The 16,348-nt window shown below is 42.4% G+C and carries 15 protein-coding genes; 3 read left to right on the top strand and 12 right to left on the bottom strand.

Annotated features, from left to right (window positions below; all coding sequences use genetic code 11):
• Window positions 1–20: 20 nt before the first annotated feature.
• From NSQ64_RS02430 to NSQ64_RS02410, 5 genes are all read right to left on the bottom strand, one after another.
• Complete coding sequence (locus NSQ64_RS02430; RefSeq protein WP_008342056.1) at window positions 21–1,319, bottom strand: arsenic transporter; 1,299 nt, start codon at window positions 1,317–1,319, stop codon at window positions 21–23.
• A 129-nt stretch (window positions 1,320–1,448) separates the two neighbouring features.
• Window positions 1,449–2,681 carry a PucR family transcriptional regulator gene (locus NSQ64_RS02425; RefSeq protein ID WP_341014856.1) on the bottom strand — a complete coding sequence of 411 codons (1,233 nt, stop codon included), beginning with the start codon at window positions 2,679–2,681 and terminating at the stop codon, window positions 1,449–1,451.
• Window positions 2,682–2,806: 125 nt separating this feature from the next.
• Window positions 2,807–4,354, bottom strand: coding sequence for an L-glutamate gamma-semialdehyde dehydrogenase (gene pruA / locus NSQ64_RS02420; RefSeq protein WP_341014854.1), 1,548 nt, complete (start codon window positions 4,352–4,354; stop codon window positions 2,807–2,809).
• Window positions 4,355–4,377: 23 nt separating this feature from the next.
• Window positions 4,378–5,295, bottom strand: a complete 918-nt coding sequence (locus NSQ64_RS02415; RefSeq protein ID WP_024718963.1) for a proline dehydrogenase family protein — start codon at window positions 5,293–5,295, stop codon at window positions 4,378–4,380.
• A 161-nt stretch (window positions 5,296–5,456) separates the two neighbouring features.
• Window positions 5,457–6,260, bottom strand: coding sequence for a nucleotidyltransferase domain-containing protein (locus tag NSQ64_RS02410; RefSeq protein ID WP_224562856.1), 804 nt, complete (start codon window positions 6,258–6,260; stop codon window positions 5,457–5,459).
• 60 nt (window positions 6,261–6,320) lie between these two features.
• On the opposite strand from NSQ64_RS02410, the gene NSQ64_RS02405 reads away from it, so the two are divergent.
• Entirely contained in the window at window positions 6,321–6,635 is a 315-nt protein-coding gene (locus NSQ64_RS02405; RefSeq protein ID WP_008342068.1) for a hypothetical protein, read from the top strand.
• A 70-nt stretch (window positions 6,636–6,705) separates the two neighbouring features.
• Here NSQ64_RS02405 and NSQ64_RS02400 read toward each other — a convergent pair whose 3' ends face one another.
• Window positions 6,706–7,668: an acetylxylan esterase gene (locus NSQ64_RS02400; RefSeq protein WP_224562858.1), complete on the bottom strand. Its 963-nt coding sequence runs from the start codon at window positions 7,666–7,668 to the stop codon at window positions 6,706–6,708.
• A 210-nt stretch (window positions 7,669–7,878) separates the two neighbouring features.
• Between NSQ64_RS02400 and NSQ64_RS02395 the strand changes: the two genes are divergently transcribed.
• Complete coding sequence (locus tag NSQ64_RS02395; protein WP_144679667.1) at window positions 7,879–8,664, top strand: carbon-nitrogen family hydrolase; 786 nt, start codon at window positions 7,879–7,881, stop codon at window positions 8,662–8,664.
• Between the two features lie 196 nt (window positions 8,665–8,860).
• Here the strand turns inward: NSQ64_RS02395 and NSQ64_RS02390 are convergent, their stop codons facing one another.
• Window positions 8,861–9,766, bottom strand: a complete 906-nt coding sequence (locus tag NSQ64_RS02390; protein WP_144626412.1) for a LysR family transcriptional regulator — start codon at window positions 9,764–9,766, stop codon at window positions 8,861–8,863.
• 118 nt (window positions 9,767–9,884) lie between these two features.
• Here NSQ64_RS02390 and NSQ64_RS02385 point away from each other — a divergent pair, with 118 nt between their 5' ends.
• Window positions 9,885–10,658, top strand: a complete 774-nt coding sequence (locus NSQ64_RS02385) for a class I SAM-dependent methyltransferase (protein ID WP_274660763.1) — start codon at window positions 9,885–9,887, stop codon at window positions 10,656–10,658.
• A gap of 230 nt (window positions 10,659–10,888) precedes the next feature.
• On the opposite strand, the gene NSQ64_RS02380 is transcribed toward NSQ64_RS02385, so the two are convergent.
• From NSQ64_RS02380 to NSQ64_RS02360, 5 genes are all read right to left on the bottom strand, one after another.
• Window positions 10,889–12,265, bottom strand: a complete 1,377-nt coding sequence (locus NSQ64_RS02380) for an MFS transporter (protein WP_024718969.1) — start codon at window positions 12,263–12,265, stop codon at window positions 10,889–10,891.
• A gap of 120 nt (window positions 12,266–12,385) precedes the next feature.
• Window positions 12,386–13,393, bottom strand: coding sequence for a LacI family DNA-binding transcriptional regulator (locus tag NSQ64_RS02375; protein WP_341014846.1), 1,008 nt, complete (start codon window positions 13,391–13,393; stop codon window positions 12,386–12,388).
• Window positions 13,394–13,470: 77 nt separating this feature from the next.
• The gene (locus tag NSQ64_RS02370) at window positions 13,471–14,418 is read right to left on the bottom strand and encodes a dihydrodipicolinate synthase family protein (RefSeq protein ID WP_045034606.1); all 948 of its coding nucleotides are present in this window, start codon (window positions 14,416–14,418) and stop codon (window positions 13,471–13,473) included.
• 403 nt (window positions 14,419–14,821) lie between these two features.
• Window positions 14,822–15,379, bottom strand: coding sequence for a shikimate kinase (locus NSQ64_RS02365; protein ID WP_025206715.1), 558 nt, complete (start codon window positions 15,377–15,379; stop codon window positions 14,822–14,824).
• Window positions 15,380–15,464: 85 nt separating this feature from the next.
• A complete protein-coding gene (locus NSQ64_RS02360) occupies window positions 15,465–16,238 on the bottom strand; it encodes an IclR family transcriptional regulator (protein WP_017366579.1) in 774 nt (257 codons plus the stop codon).
• Between the last annotated feature and the right edge of the window lie 110 nt (window positions 16,239–16,348).

Below are 16,348 nucleotides of genomic sequence, written 5' to 3'. Positions count from 1 at the left end.
AGATCCATTGGATCTGCTTTTTAATGTATCAACCATAACCACACATACAACCCCAATAACGTGATGATCAGCGTCGGTATGGTTAGAATGATTCCAGCTTTCATGTATGCCCCCCAAGAAATATGCACACCTTTTTTCTTCAAGACATGAAGCCACAGCAATGTCGCCAATGAACCGATTGGGGTCATTTTCGGACCAAGGTTTGAGCCGATGACGTTGGCATAAATCAGTGCATCTCTCATCACACCTGCTGTATCTGTGTGACCGATGGCAATCGCATCAATTAAAACGGTTGGGAGGTTGTTCATGACAGAGGATAACACGGCTGCCAGAACCCCCATAAACATCGTTCCCGCAAGTAAACCGTGTGACGCCCCCTGTTCAATCCACGCCGCTAAAATTTCTGTCAGGCCGACATTTTTCAGCCCATACACCACGACATACATGCCGATAGAGAAAAACACAATCGACCACGGTGCTTCTTTGACGACTCGTTTTGTCGCTACTTGTGGACTCCGTTTTGCCAGCCATAAGAAAGCAATGGCAATGCCTCCTACAATGATTGACACCGGAATGCCTGCCAATTCCCCAGCAAAATATCCAACAAGCAAGCACCCTAACACATACCAAGATAACCGGAACATGCGCAGATCACGAATGGCCGAAGCTGGTTCCTTCGCCTGCGAAACATCGTACGTTTTCGGGATGAGTTTCCGATAAAACACATACAGCACAAGCATACTAGCGCCAAGCGATACAAGGTTTGGGACGAACATGTTTGCTGTATATTCAAGAAAGCCAATATGAAAATAATCGGCTGATACGATATTGACCAAGTTACTAATGACAAATGGCAAAGACGTCGTATCTGCAATAAAGCCGCTTGCCATGACAAATGGCAGGATCATTCGCTCATCCAACTTCAGCGCTCTGACCACAGATAAAACGATCGGGGTTAAGATAAGTGCTGCTCCATCGTTGGCAAAAAAAGCTGCTACCACAGCGCCGAGCAATGTTAAATAAATAAACATGCGGACCCCGTTCCCTCTTGCAGCTTTTGCCATATGAAGTGCCGCCCATTCAAAAAAACCAATCTCATCTAAAATCAATGAAATGATGATAATTCCAATAAATGCAAAGGTGGCGTTCCAGACAATTTGAGTAACTTCCCATACATCGCCCAAATGAACGACCCCAAAAGCAAGAGCAAGAATCGCTCCCCCGCACGCTGACCATCCAATGGTTAAACGTCCTGGCTGCCAAATGACAAGGACGAGGGTCATGATGAAAATTAAAATGGCCAAGGTGACTGATCCCAAAGGTGGCCCTCCTTTCACTTTCCTCATAAAATCTTTATCTATCATACAACGAAATAAGGCAATTGTATGCCATTTTATGATCTCGCATAAAAATCCGCAGGTCATCCTTTGCACCTGCGGAGTCCACGCCTATTGATCTTTTTTCATCAGCATCAATTCAATAAATAACTCACATCGCTGGCTAAAATGACTTAAATCAATAGACGTCATTTCAAAAATTTGTTTCATTCGATAATTTAGTGTATTTTGATGAATAAACAACTGCTCTGCAGCTGGTTTTAGCTTGCAATTATTCAATAAGTAGACCTCTAAGGTTTTTAAAAATGATGTTTGGCTGTCACGGTCTTTTTCCTTTAGGCGCAACAAATCTGGATTAAAGTCGTTTTTCTTTTTTTGGTGACTGTAAATCGAGTCTAAGAACCGGAAGACCCCCAAATGCTCGTAATCGTATGGAATCAATTCCTGTCCGCCGACAATCTTCACTGCTTTCACGACTTCTATCGCTTCAAATCGACTTGTGCTCATTTTCATGACATCTCGATATTCTCTTCCCATCCCAATATATAAAGGAGATGGGTTTGTATGCGTTTTCGATTGAAGATGGGCGACGACATCCGCAGCGGTCGCTTTTGGTGAGTGGCGATCTGACAAACTGCCTAATATCACGACGATGTCTGCTTGCACAGAGTAGACATGATTGACCTTGTCTTCTAGCTGTAAATAGGTTCTAATCACATCCTTCACATCTTCTGCCGTCTCACTTTTGTTATCGGCGGCATGAACAACCATCACAGTAAAGACAGCTGGCAGTGGAATGCTTAAATTCTCAGCTTCCCATTTCAGCTCTTCTTCTGTATAAAAATGATCATCCATGACCTTTTTGAAGAACTCTTCAATCTTGCCTTCCTTTTTCTCCAACTGTTTCTTATTTTTATAAATAACTTTTCCAACTTGAAACGATACCTCGTGTAAAAATTGCAGCTCCTCTTGAGAGAGAGAATCTTCAATGTCCTGCACCCAAATAAAGCCGACAACCTCTTGTTTGTGTTTGGCGCTCACAGCCACTCGTCGATTAAACCCGAGCTCCTCATGACCATTCACATAAAAAGGATTTGAATCTGTATATAGCTGCTCAATGACCCCTGTTTTTTTTAACCAATCCACCACAGCTCCCGGGCATTCCTTTGAGAAAATGGTTTGCTGATTGACTGGGTCGAACTGCTGGATGCTGTAAGAATTATAAGCAAGCAGCTGACATTCAGTACTTTCTAAAATGACTGGTTTTTTTAAATACCCACTAATAAATGCAATTAATTTATCGACATCAAAAAATGTATGAAGCTTTTCTAATATCTCTTCCATCCCGATTGCTCCCTGAATAAGTGATACATTTATCATACTTCTTTCCAGTCATATTTGTATAGAAACAAGTCGTAGACAGGTAAAAAAAGCATGAACTCGCCTGCACGAGTTCATGCTTTTCCATATTAAAACATTTCGCTAATCGTTTTGGCCTGCATGTGCAGAGAAAGATAATCTGGTCCGCCTGCTTTTGAATCAGTTCCTGACATTTTAAAGCCGCCAAATGGGTGGTATCCCACAATCGCTCCCGTACAGTTACGGTTAAAGTAAAGGTTCCCGACATGGAACTCCTGCTTCGCACGGTTGATGTGATCACGATTATTTGTAATGACCGCACCGGTTAACCCGTATTCTGTGTTGTTGGCTACTTCAAGCGCCTCATCAAAGCTTGAGACTTTTGAGAAAGCTAGGACAGGTCCAAAGATTTCTTCTTGCATTAAACGAGATGTTGGCTCTAGATCTGCAAACACGGTTGGATGAATGAAGTACCCTTCTGAATCATCACTTGTTCCGCCAGTGACTAGACGACCTTCTTGCTTGCCAATCTCGATATATTCCGTGATCTTGTCAAAGGAAGCTTGATCAATGACAGGTCCCATGTACACATCAGCTGATAACGGATTCGCTGTTGTTTTCGTTTCTGTAATTTCCTTCACTCGCTCAACGACTTGGTCATACAGCTTCTCGTGGACGACAGCACGAGATCCAGCTGAACATTTTTGACCTGAGAACCCGAAGGCTGATGTGAAAATGGCGTTAGCGGCTAATTCGACATCTGCATCCTCATCTACAACGACTGTATCCTTACCACCCATTTCAGCAATGACACGCTTTAAATGCTGTTGTCCTGGCTGCACTTTTGCCGCACGTTCAAAAATACGTGTGCCCACTTCTCTTGATCCAGTGAATGTAATAAGGCTTGTTTTCGGATGATCTACTAAGTAATCTCCAACTTCTGCTCCGCTACCTGGCACGAAGTTGACAACACCTTTCGGAAGACCTGCTTGCTCCAGTTCTTCTACAAAGCGGGCAGCAATGACAGGCGTCGCACTTGCTGGCTTTAATACGACTGTATTCCCTGTGACGATTGGTGCAACGGTTGTTCCTGCCATGATCGCAAACAAGAAGTTCCATGGTGGAATGACAAGCGTCACGCCAGTTGGTGTGTACACATATTGATTGCGTTCCCCTTCGCGGCTGTTCACCGGTTTGCCTTTCGCAAGCTCTAGCATTTGACGGGCATAATACTCTAGGAAGTCAATGGCTTCTGCTGTATCTGCATCCGCTTCATTCCAAGGCTTCCCTGCTTCTTTTACGAGAAGGGCTGAATACTCATGCTTTTTACGGCGAATGCTTGCCGCAGCGCGGAATAAGACGCCGGCTCTTTCTTCCGGAGACGTGTAGCGCCATGTTTCAAACGCTTTTGCCGCAGCTTGAATCGCCTGCTCTGCCTCTTCTTTCCCAGCTTTTGATACGGTACCCACGACTTCTTCCTTCTTCGCCGGATTGATCGAGACAATCTTGTCTGTTGTTTCGATTCTTTCTCCATTAATCACAAGCGGATAGGTTTGCCCAAGTGATTCTGTTACTTTGGCTAATGCTTGTTCAAACGCTTGGCGATTTTCTTCCTGGCTAAAATCCGTGAATGGTTCATGCTTGTAAGGTGTTGTCATCTTTGTCACGCTCCCGTTTCAAATTATTTTCTCGTCATCCCTTTTAAAGCAAATGCAATGTTTGCTGGTCTTTCTGCAAGACGTCTCATGTAGTAGCCATACCACTCTCGTCCATACGGGGTGTAGACCCTCATTTGATAGCCTTCCTTCACGAGTGCTTGCTGCGTTTCTGATCTCATGCCATACAGCATTTGAAATTCAAACTGACTTGTCTGTATATTGTGTTTTTTCACAATATGTTTCGTAAATTCGATCATTTGATCGTCATGTGTCGCAATGGCTGTATAGTTCCCTGAGAGTAATTGCTTTTCGATCAGCTTCTTGTAATTCTGATCGACGTCTTTTTTGTTTGGATACGCCACTTCGGCGGATTCCTTATAGGCACCCTTTACAAGTCTTAAAAATGGCTGCAACTCATTTAGGTCATCAAGATCTTGTTCTGTTCTGTACAAATACGCCTGCAAAACCGTACTGACATACTCATATTGAGATTTCATTTCTTTAAAAATGTCCAGCGTTTTTTGACAGCGCTGTTCATCCTCCATATCAATTGTCACCATAATACGGTGTTTCTCTGCCGTATCTAAAATGCTTTTCATATTGCGATACACAAGGTCATCGTCAATATCTAAGCCAAGCGATGTCATTTTAAGTGACACGTGGGAATTGAGTCCCGCCTCTGCAATTCGCTGAATGGTTTGAATACACTCATTCGTCCGCTCATTTGCAATTTCTGCCTTTGTGACAAACTCACCGAGGTGATCAACCGTTACGGCCATACCTTGATCGTTTAATCGTTTGATGACAGGGATAGCGCTCTCAAAATCCTTCCCACCGATGATTTTCTTTGATGCAACAGCACTTCCCCAATTACGAGCAATATGGTTCAAGAGACTGCTCTTTGACAAAAACAAGAAGAAATTTCTTGTGACCGACTCCATAAAGGGCACCTCCCACTCTTTGTAAGCTATGTCTTTATTGTAAGGCTCATGAGCTGTCCGCTACAATATTTGAAGATGACAAAAATTCTGACTTTTTTTGTGGTTTTATCACAATAGGTGATAAAAAAAGAGTCTGCCGCTATTCGGCTGACTCTCCCCTCCTACGCCCACACCTCATCAAGGGTAGACTGCAAAAGCTCATTTAATTCTTGCATCAGATTGTCTTTCGGCTGATTGTAGCTTTTCACCAATTCATTAAAACGCGCCAGCTCTTGATCAATAAATGGATGGACATGAGCGAGACGGTTCTCTACATCCATTTCTTCTCCGTCCATTTTACGTTTGAGCAGTTCGTGAATTTCTGCTAACAGCGGACCTTCCTCCACTAGCTCCTTGAGTAATTCATGAAAGTCCATTGGTGGAACTGTTCGGTAACGTTCAATCCACTGACAGGCAAACAGCGGACGAAGCACATAGAAATACTTCTTGATTCGCACCTGCTCTCCTCGTAAATGCCGGCTTTCATTCCGCTTCGCCATATTGAGGTAATGATACATCAAAGCCGCAGGGTAAAACGCTCGATCCTTTAATTCTCTTAGCTCCTTTGCCAAAGAGAAAGATTCAGCATAGATGATATCAGAAGACAGCCATTCCATAATGGACGGATTTGATTTATTGAATAGGCGCAGTGCCTTTCTAAGCTCCCAGCCGCTGATATCAAGCATGTCATCAATCGGTCGTTCAATGACATCACGATGCTCTTCCATCGCCCAATACCATTCTTTCCGGGGAACATATAAAAAGCGAACATCATAATCACTATCGGTCGAGGGAAAACCCCATGCCCTGCTGCCCGATTCAACAGCGAGACAAATCTTGACGTCATACGTTTCTTCGATGATTTTCAGCTCTTCCTTAATTCTCTCTCTCAAGTGTCCATCAACTCTTTCTATAGAATTCTGCATGACTTCTTCACCTTTTGGGAAAATACGAATAAGACATATATGAAAAAGGAGTTGGATCTGATGTCTATATCTCGCATTATGAAATGGATCACTGGGATTTTTGAAGCTTGCCTTGCTATCCCTGTGATCGGAGGTCTATTCGTTATCAGCAATGGCTATTCACCGCTCATGGTCATGCTTATTCTGCATATTATCACACTCGTCTTATCGAAGCGAGACCAGGGACCAATGATTGGAAGTATCATTGGAATTGTCACATCCTGCCTTGCATGGATTCCGATTCTCGGATTCATCCTTCACATCATCACAGCCCTTGCCCTGATCGTTACAGCATTAGTGCCTGATGAAAAAACAAGACAGAACACCAGTTATTAAGCTGATCGCTCCAATAGCTGAAAAAGACAAAGAGCTAAAATGAATGTCATTTTAGCTCTTTGTCATGCTCTTATGTTGATAGAAGCAAATGCTTTTGTAAAAAGGACAGCTTCTCTGTTTGAAAAGCAGGAATAAACTCGTGCCCAAAATATCGGTACACTTTCAGCTCTTTATCTGTTTCTAAATGATTGTATGCCGCAAACACGGTGGATGGCGGTGTCACTTGATCAATCAGACCGATCGCCATCAATGTTGGCTGTTTCACCCATCCAGCTAAATTGATTAAATCAAAATAGCTTAATGTCTCAAATGCCTTTTCCTCCACTTTCGGATCACTGTTTCTGCGAAAGTATGAATTGATTTCTAAATAAGGCTGCTCCAAGGTAACATCAACTGCACGCTCAAAATTTGATAAGTAAGGATAGTCTGCCGCAACGACTTTTGGAATGTCTGAAAGGGCTGCGGCTGCAATCGCTAACGCACCCCCCTGACTTCCACCGATCACGCCGATACGGTGTTCATCTACTTCGGGGAAAGACTGAATGACTTCAAGTGCACGAACAGCATCTAGATAAACGCCTCGATAATAGTACGTATCCTTCGATAAAATGCCTTTTGTCATCCATCCTAATGCATGCCCGCCTGGCGTCACTGATGTGTCTTCACTGCCACCTTGACCGCGGACGAGCATACCAAATGTTGCATAGCCGTGCAGCGCCCAGTTGACGATGTCATGAATGCCGTCGTCATAGCTGGCATTATAGCCATGAAAACGAACGAGCGCTGGATGCGGACCAGTTTGATCAGGCACAGCATAAAAGCCTTCAATTTTAGAATGTCCAAAGCTTTGATACGTCAGGCGGTACACCTTGACGCCTTTCACTGGATAGTCATAAGATTCAAGTGTTGGCTCTGCCTCCACTTGGCGCAGTTCTTCGAGCGATTTCTTCCAAAAGTCTGAGAAATCAGGACGTGCTGTTTTCTTTGGTTTATATTTTTTTAGCTCTTCTAGTGATAAATCGAACAATTGCATATCATACTATTCCCCTTTGTTTTATTAGTTATGAGTATCATACCACTCATTTCTTGATTGAGAAAGTCATTTAACAAAACCTTCTGACATTTCTATTGGCAAAGATGGCGGAAAGCTTTATGATAAAGAAACTGGCTTGAAGACTAGATGCTTCAGGCAATATCACCCGAACCATTCATTGCATGAAACGAATAAAGGAGGCAGACCGACATGAACATCGCCCTGATTCAAATGGACGTACAAATAGGAGAACCTGATGTAAACTTTCAGAAAGCAGAAGCGTTTTTAGAAGAAGCCATCCGCCAACAGCCTGATTTGATTATTCTACCTGAAATGTGGAATACCGGCTATGCGTTAGAACAAGCGGATGAGCTTGCCGATGCAGATGGCGAGCGAACAAAACAACTCTTCTCTTCCTTTGCCCGCAAGCACCAAGTGTATCTCATCGCAGGCAGTGTTTTAAATAAGAGGACAGAAGATGAAAACATCACCAATACAATGTATGTCTTTAACCGCCAAGGTGAGCTTTTGTTAGATTATGATAAAATTCATTTATTCCGCTTAATGGATGAACACAACTATTTAACCGCTGGTGATCAGCTTGGTTTATTTGACTATGGTGAAGATGTCAAGATTGGTGCGATGATCTGCTATGACCTCCGCTTCCCTCAGCTTTCTAGGACGCTCGTGAACAAAGGGGCGAAGGTGCTTGTTAATACCGCTCAATGGCCGTCAGCAAGAGTGGACCATTGGCGCAGTCTGCTCATCGCAAGAGCCATTGAGAATCAGTCATTTGTGATTGCGGTGAACCGGACGGGCACAAGCAGAGACACTGAATTCCCTGGTCACTCCATGGTGATTGACCCGCTCGGACGCATTCTACTTGAGACAAATGATGAAGAAGACATTTATTATGCAAACATTGATCTTCAGCTCGTAGATGAAGTGAGACAACAAATCCCCGTCATGACAGATCAGCGGCTGGATTTATATTAGAAAGCAGGGGCCCCCTGCTTTCAGCGTGTAGACAAACCCTCGCATTCGGTGTCAGTCCTGCGTGCCGGTGCTCACGAATGTCAAATTCGCTCCGCGTCGGTACTCGTCCTTCCTAAACTGCAAAGGTTTTCTATCACGCTGAAAAAAGGTAAAAGCAGGGGACTCCCCTGCTTTTTACGTTTAATTAAACGTTTGTTTAAGCTTTTCCTTGATTCTGTTGAAGGTCCATGAAGGCTTGAGCGGCTTTCGTTAAATATCTTTCTTCCACATATGCAAACACAAGAGTACGGGTTGGGCATGAATCAATGTGTAAATAAGTGACTGCTTTCCTTTCCTCTTGTGCCACCATTTTCGGCACCACCGTCACACCTAGCTCATTTTCAACCAATGCCTGAGCTGTTTGAATATGACTTGTTTCAAATGCAATTCTCGGCCGAAAGCCATGATGACGGCACAGTTCCGTGACCACTTGCCGAAAGCCATATCCCTCTTTCAGCATAATAAATGGGGCGTTTTCCAGAAGGTGAAACGGGACAGACCCTTCTTGATCCGCTTGATTGATGATTTCATTCAGTTCATCCGTCAACCACGGCTGAGCCGTTTGCGGAATGGCGAGGAGAAGCGGCTCTGTTAGCATTTGTTTTGTTTTCAATGATTCATGCTCGACAGGCAGAGAAAGAATCGCCAGATCCAGTTTCCCAGCGAGTAAACGTCTTTCTAGCTCACGAGGCGATTCTTCTATCAAATGAACGTGAACGTGCGGATACGTTTGACAATAGGTTTTTAATAAACTTGGCAGGACATATCCCCCTGTGACAGCTGGCGCACCGATCTTCAGTTCTTTCCCTACCTCATAAGCAGCTTCCCCCATCTCACGCAACAAATCATCTCGTTCCTTCAAAATGGTTTCTGCTCTTTTGATCAATCGGTTTCCTTGAGGTGTAGGAGTGACTTGTCCATACTTCCGAATAAACAGAGGAGTATCTAATTCCTCCTCAAGTTTTTTAATTTGCTGACTTAACGAGGGCTGTGCAATGTGAAGTTTTTCCGCTGCTTTTGTAAAGCTTTGCTGCCGGTACACTTCCATGACATATTCCATCATTCGTATATCCACTTCTCTCACCTCATAGGTTTTAACTATTCATATCATATCTTTTATGTCTTAGACAAATCACGGGAAGAACCCTACGATAAAGAAACAACAAAAAGGGGGTAAAGGAATGAATCCATATTCAAAAGCCGAGAAACAATTCTCACAAAATGCAGAGAACTACCGAGATTCACCCATCTTTGCAGCTGGAAAAGAACTTGAATGGATGAAAACGGCGGCGAAGGCAAAGGGCGATGAGCATCTACTTGATATCGGCTGCGCGGCAGGTCATACCGTTTTTTCCTTTTCAGACGTCATCTCTAAAGGAATCGGGATTGATGTCACACCCAAAATGATCGAGGTTGCTACAGCTCTTGCGGAAGAGCGCCAGTTGAGCCACATTACGTTTGAGCAGGCATCCGCAGACGCATTGCCCTTTTCTGATGCATCATTTGATCTGGTCACATGCCGATTTGCTGCTCATCACTTTCCACATCTCCCGGCAGCCATGTCTGAAATCAGCCGAGTCTTAAAGAAAGGCGGCAAATTTCTACTTGTCGATCATTATGCACCTGAAAACCAAGCACAGGATGACTTTATTAATCATTTAAATAGACTGAGAGATCCCTCCCATGTGCGAGAAAGCTCGTTATCAGAATGGAAAGAGCTTTTCGCTGACAACCATCTGACGAAAGAAGATATCCGTTACTGGGATCTGCATATTGATTATCAGGACTGGATCATACGAGGACGTACACCAGAAAATGTTCAAAAGGAAATCGTTGCCCACCTTCATGCTGCAGACGATGAAACGAAACAGCTGTTTCAACTGCAATTCGACGAACATCGTCAGCCAACATCCTTTTGCCTAAAAGCTGCACTGCTTCAAGGGATCAAACATTAAACTGATCGAAAAAGTCTACCCTGGCCGGTAGACTTTTATATTTTGATTCTACATTTACACTATCTGATAGATATTACTTTTCATGTTCGTGACAAGGAGTGCTGCATGATGTTTCTATTATAAGATAATTGAACTGAGGTAGGTTAGGCTTTTTCAAAAGTGTACGTAAATCCTCTAAATAAAAAAAGAACCTACCCTCTTTAGAATAAGTTCTTCACTGCACGCATCACTTACGGTGCAATATCCTCTAATACTTTCTCTCTCGTTTCGATCATTTTAAAAGCAAGAATTGCTCCCACTACAGTCACACTTGCAAAAAGAATAAAAATAGTTGAAACACCGCTCACCTCTAAAATAAAACCTATCATAATAGGAGCGATCGCTGAGGCCAGCCTAAGCCACGCTGTAGCAAATGCCGTACCAATTACCCTCATACGGGTTGGATAGATTTCAGGTGTATATAAATAGAGAAGAACTGTAATTGTCCCCATCATTCCGTAGGCAGCGGACCCTAAATAAATAACGCTTTCTGGAGAATTTGCTCCGCTGATCCATAAAGCCGTTAATAAAGCACCTGTTACGATAAATGCAATGGTTGCCCAGCGCTTCCGTCCTACTTTATCGATTAAAAATGCACAAGCGAATACCCCTATGGTCTGTAAAATATTTGTGAGAGAGGCTGCCCTTAATGAATCTCCAACTGGCAAATTGTAAACCGTATTATAAAGACTCGGTAACCAGTTATTTAATCCATTCGATACAAAGTAGGCAGAAAACCATAGTCCCCATACGATCAATGTTCTTTTACGATAAAAAGTAGAAAAGAGCTCTTTCCAGTCGCCTTTTTCAGTGCTGCTGGATACTTGCTTTGCAACAGGCATTCGTTTGTCTGTACTAGCTTCAATCTCTTCAATGATTCTTTCGGCTTCATCTAACCTGCCTTTTGAAATAAGCCATCTTGGAGATTCACGCAACATGAAAAAGAAGACAAAGACGATTAAACCGCCAATTCCACCAATCAAGAACATCCATTTCCACCCAAAGCTAGGTACAACAAATGCACCAATTTGAGCTGAGATCATTAATCCTAATGGAAAAATCATCTCATAGAGCATAAAAAATCTCCCTCTGCCTTGGGCCCGGGACAACTCATTGATATATGAGGCCGCTACTGGCACTTCTCCTCCTACTCCAATCCCCTGTATAAAACGAAAAATAAAAAGGGCCATAAAGTTACCTGAAAATACACATGCGATACTCATAATAGACATGAGAAATACAGTCCACTTTGCACTAAATACACGGCCACGTCTTTCTGCTAACCATCCAAAGAAAATAGCACCAATCGCTTGTCCGATATAACCAGACCCAATAAGAAGACCAATTTGAGCAGGTGATAAATTCCACATGCCGATGAGAACTGGGAGAACAAACGCTAAAGATAGTGCATCAAAAGCATCAAAAAAGGTAGCAGATCCCATAATGATACGAGGTTTTAAATGCCATCTCGAAAAAGGTACACTTTCCATCCTAGTCAATAGTTGCGAAGCTCTATCAACAACTTGCTCATCATGAGAATTTGAATTTCCGCTGAGTTCTAACGTCATGGTATCTCCTCCTTAATAGAGGAAATGATGCAAAAGTACATGCTGATGAGCACAAAAGAAATCGCTTACATTTTAAATGAAGAGACATTCTAAAGCGATCATATGAGTTTTCAGCATCTATCATTTCTTTTTTGGCGTTCCCGTGGTGCCACGATCTACATAGTACATCGGGAAGATATGTTCCATCTTCTCTAACTGTTCTCCTTCTACTAACTGCGTTAGTAAAGAAACTGCTTTTCTTCCCATTCCAACTAAATCAACATGAACAGAAGATAAAGAAGGGGTTAGAAAACTTGCAATGGGCACATCATCAGCACCAATGACAGACAAATCATGAGGTATTGACACATTTGCGATATCTGCCGCTTTCATGACCCCTATCGCCAAAAAATCTGAAGAGCAAACAACTCCAGTCATGTGCTGGTTTCCTTGGAGAAATTGAGAAACCACTTCTACTACTTTTCCCCCATCAAATTCATCTAACTCAAACACAAGCTCTTTGTTCATTGTTAATCCTAAATTTTTCAGTGTACGCTCATACCCCTTGTAATACCTCACACTATGCATCGAACTCATTGGACCATTGACCAGTCCAATGGTTCGATGACCTTTATCAAATAAGGCCGTGACAGATTGGCACACACCTTCTTCATCATCGGGCCTGACACATGGAAATGGAGAATCCTCTAAGTAACTTCCGACAACGATAATGGGAATAGCTAAACTTTTTAACCAATCCATGCTCAATTCTTCATTTCTTGGAGAAAATAAAATGGCACCATCTACAGCCTGCGTTTCAAGTAATCGCTGCTGCTGTACAGATGTAAATGACATCAACATATTGAATTCAGTCTCATCTAATTCCTTCGCTATCCCATCTAAAATCGTCGAAAAAAATGGATTATTCAAAATATATGAACCACGAGGAACCACGACAGCAATATTGCCAGTCTTTCTTTTAACGAGCCCTCTAGCTCCTAAATTAGGACGATAGCCTAATTCATCAATCACTTGTTTGATTCTTTCAGCCGTTTGAGCACCTACTCCTGGTTTGCCACTTAATACTCGGGAAACAGAGGCGATAGATACTCCAGCTTTCAATGCGACATCTTTAATACTTACTGACACATTTCATACCTCCGGGAGTCTGTTGTTTTATACTCTATTATAACCTGACTCACCTTCATCATGAAATCAATGGTCTGTTATTTACTAACGTTTTCCTTAAGTAAACCAACACTTTGAAGGCCCTGACGAATCTCTTCTTTTTCCTTTTGAGTTAAAGGTAATACTGGCTTCCTCGCAAGCGAACTGCTGATCAAACCTCGCTGGAACATCGCTTCCTTCATTCGCAGATGAGAGGTAGAAGAAGGTTCATCCATTTTATACACAGCATGCTTTAATTCAAAGATTCTATCGTACACTTTATTAGCCGCTACAAGGTCTTGTTCTTCCACACATTTCACAAGCTCAGCAATCAAATCTGGGACAAAACAGCCGAAACCTACAAGCGCCCCATCAATTCCTTGAACTAATGTTGGCAATAAATATTCATCGTGACATGTGAGCAACGATACATCTGGTGCATGCTTTTTCAGTGCGCGCACATCCACTTCATATTGCGCCATGTCTCTTTGACCGATTTTAAATGAGACAACGTTTGGAATCTCCGACATTTCTAATAATTGACTGGTTGTATAAGAGGTTTTTGTCCATGTTGGATATTGATGGACGATGATTGAAATATCAATTGCTTCTGCAACATCTTGAAAGAATTGGACAGGTGACTCAGGCTGCATACCGAATCTCAGCCATGAATGTGGCGGCATAAGAAGAATACCTTCTCCGCCAGCTTCCTCCACTGCTTTTGCATGCTGGATCGCTTCGATTGTCCCTTCAGCAGAAACCCCAGAAATGACAGGGATTTCTCCCTTTAATTCGTCGGCTGCAATACGCACAGCTTCAGCTCGTTCATGTGGCAACAAAGTCATAATCTCGCCAGTATGTCCATTGACAACGATCCCATTAATCCCTTCGTGCTCCGCCACCCAGCGAACAAGCTTACGAAAAGCAGGTTCATCAATTGAATAGTCATCTTTAAAAGGAATTAAGACTGCCGGGAATACACCGCTCCATTTTTCTTTATTTTTCATCAACAAATTCCTCCCCATCCGTTATAGTAAACGTTTACGGTAAGCGTTTACGTTAATAATCATAGAATGATCTAACCGAAGGTGTCAACAATATTTTTAAAAATTATAATAATTCAAAAAATGATTATTAGAATTTAGATACTATTTTATTTTTTCAAAAAAAGAAAATGAGAGATATATTTCGTTTCCCACATCAATCAAAAAACCTCATCATCTTGAACTCGTTGTAGTTTAATCACCACTTTTTTCAAACGGCTAGTCACACCACATAGAGGATGCATACATTTTGATATAATGACGAAGGAAAAAACATCTTTTCTTCTTTTTTTCAACCATCAGACTGTGATTTCTTTGACTACTCCTGATCTAATAGAAAAAGTCTACCCCCTTAGGATAGACTTTTTTATTTCGAATATAGATCCCAGCCAAGCTTGAGTGTGTCGACAATATAATTGGCGACTTCTTCAGCTTCTAGATGATCTGTTTCCACTCTTGAGTTATGAAGGGAATAAATTTCCCGGCGCTCTTCAAACAACTCTTTCATCTCGTCAAGCGTGCGGTTATGAAGAACAGGACGGTTTTCAATTAAAATATCCAGCCGCTGTTTCCAATTCTCCCAAGATAGGTCAAGGAAAAGAACCGTACAATGCTTTAAGCAAGATCGTTTGATTTCTTCCTGTTTAAACGCACCGCCTCCAAGAGATACGATCTTTAGCTGAGTATGTTCACATAAATCGACGATATAGTCCTTTTCAGCCTGTCTGAAGAAATCTTCTCCTTTTTGCTGAAACATTTCTGGAATCGTCATGTTGTACTTTTTCTCAATCTCCTGATCAACATCAATAAAATCTCTATATAACTTTTTGGCAACGAGCTGCCCAATGGTTGTTTTCCCAACGCCCATAAAGCCAATGAGGACAATATTTCGCTGTCTCACAGGAATCTCTCTATTGTTTTTCATGTTCGTGACACGTCCTCCTTACGACAAGGAATGCTACATAATGTTTCTATTATATGATAAATGGACTGAGAAAAGATAGGCATTCTTAAAAATTGTGTTTGACGACGTAACCGAGCTGTTCGGAGAGCTTCTCGGCATGCTCTTTCACTTTTTGCTGCAATTGAGGGATGACATCTTCAGTAAATCGTTGGGTCGGTCCAGAGATGGATAAACATGCCTGCACCTCCCCATGAATGTTAAAGATCGGTGCCGCCACTGCCGCCGATCCGACTTCCCGTTCATCAATACTGCAAGCGGTATGCGTTTCAAGAATATGACGACATTCTTTTTGCCATTCCTCCATCGTCATGTGATCAGCCTCAGACGCGAAAACTTGCTGTTGAAACTCTTCGCTTTGGAAAGCAAGCAGCACCTTTCCACCAGCACCAGCGTATAACGGCAGCTTCTCACCGATTTTCACAAGATGCCGAATCGATTGCAGCCCTTCGGCTTGTTCAATACATACCCTGCTTTTGTGATCGAGCACATACAGGTTGACGGTTTCCTTTGTTTCATCACGAAGTGTGTACATGAGCGGTTTTGCCAGTTCCCTCAATTTGATGGACTTCCCAGCAATATAACCGAGAAGATAAAGTCTTTGACCGAGCCGGTACTTCATTGTCTCTTGGTTCTTTTCTACAAAATGATTCATTTCAAGTGCCTTAAGCAGTCTCGTTGTGGTAGACATTGCTAAGTTCATCTCTTTTGAAATGTCCGTTAGCGTCAGCTCTTGACGTTCTTCGCTAAAGCAAGAAAGAATATCCAAAGCACGCTGAACGGTACGCAATCCTGATTCTTCTTTTGACTTCTTATCAGCCATGTTCACTTTCTCCTTTTCCCCTTTGATTTCTTATCGACATGATTAACCAATTTTGCTATAATCCATTTTAAATGTTCCATTAAAAGAAAACAAATTCCACTGTACGGAAT

The sequence above is a fragment of the Bacillus sp. FSL W8-0183 genome (assembly GCF_038006825.1).
GTDB lineage: Bacteria > Bacillota > Bacilli > Bacillales > Bacillaceae > Bacillus > Bacillus altitudinis.
The sequence above is the reverse complement of the archived record's forward strand: the minus strand, read 5'-3'. Positions and strand labels throughout refer to the sequence as shown.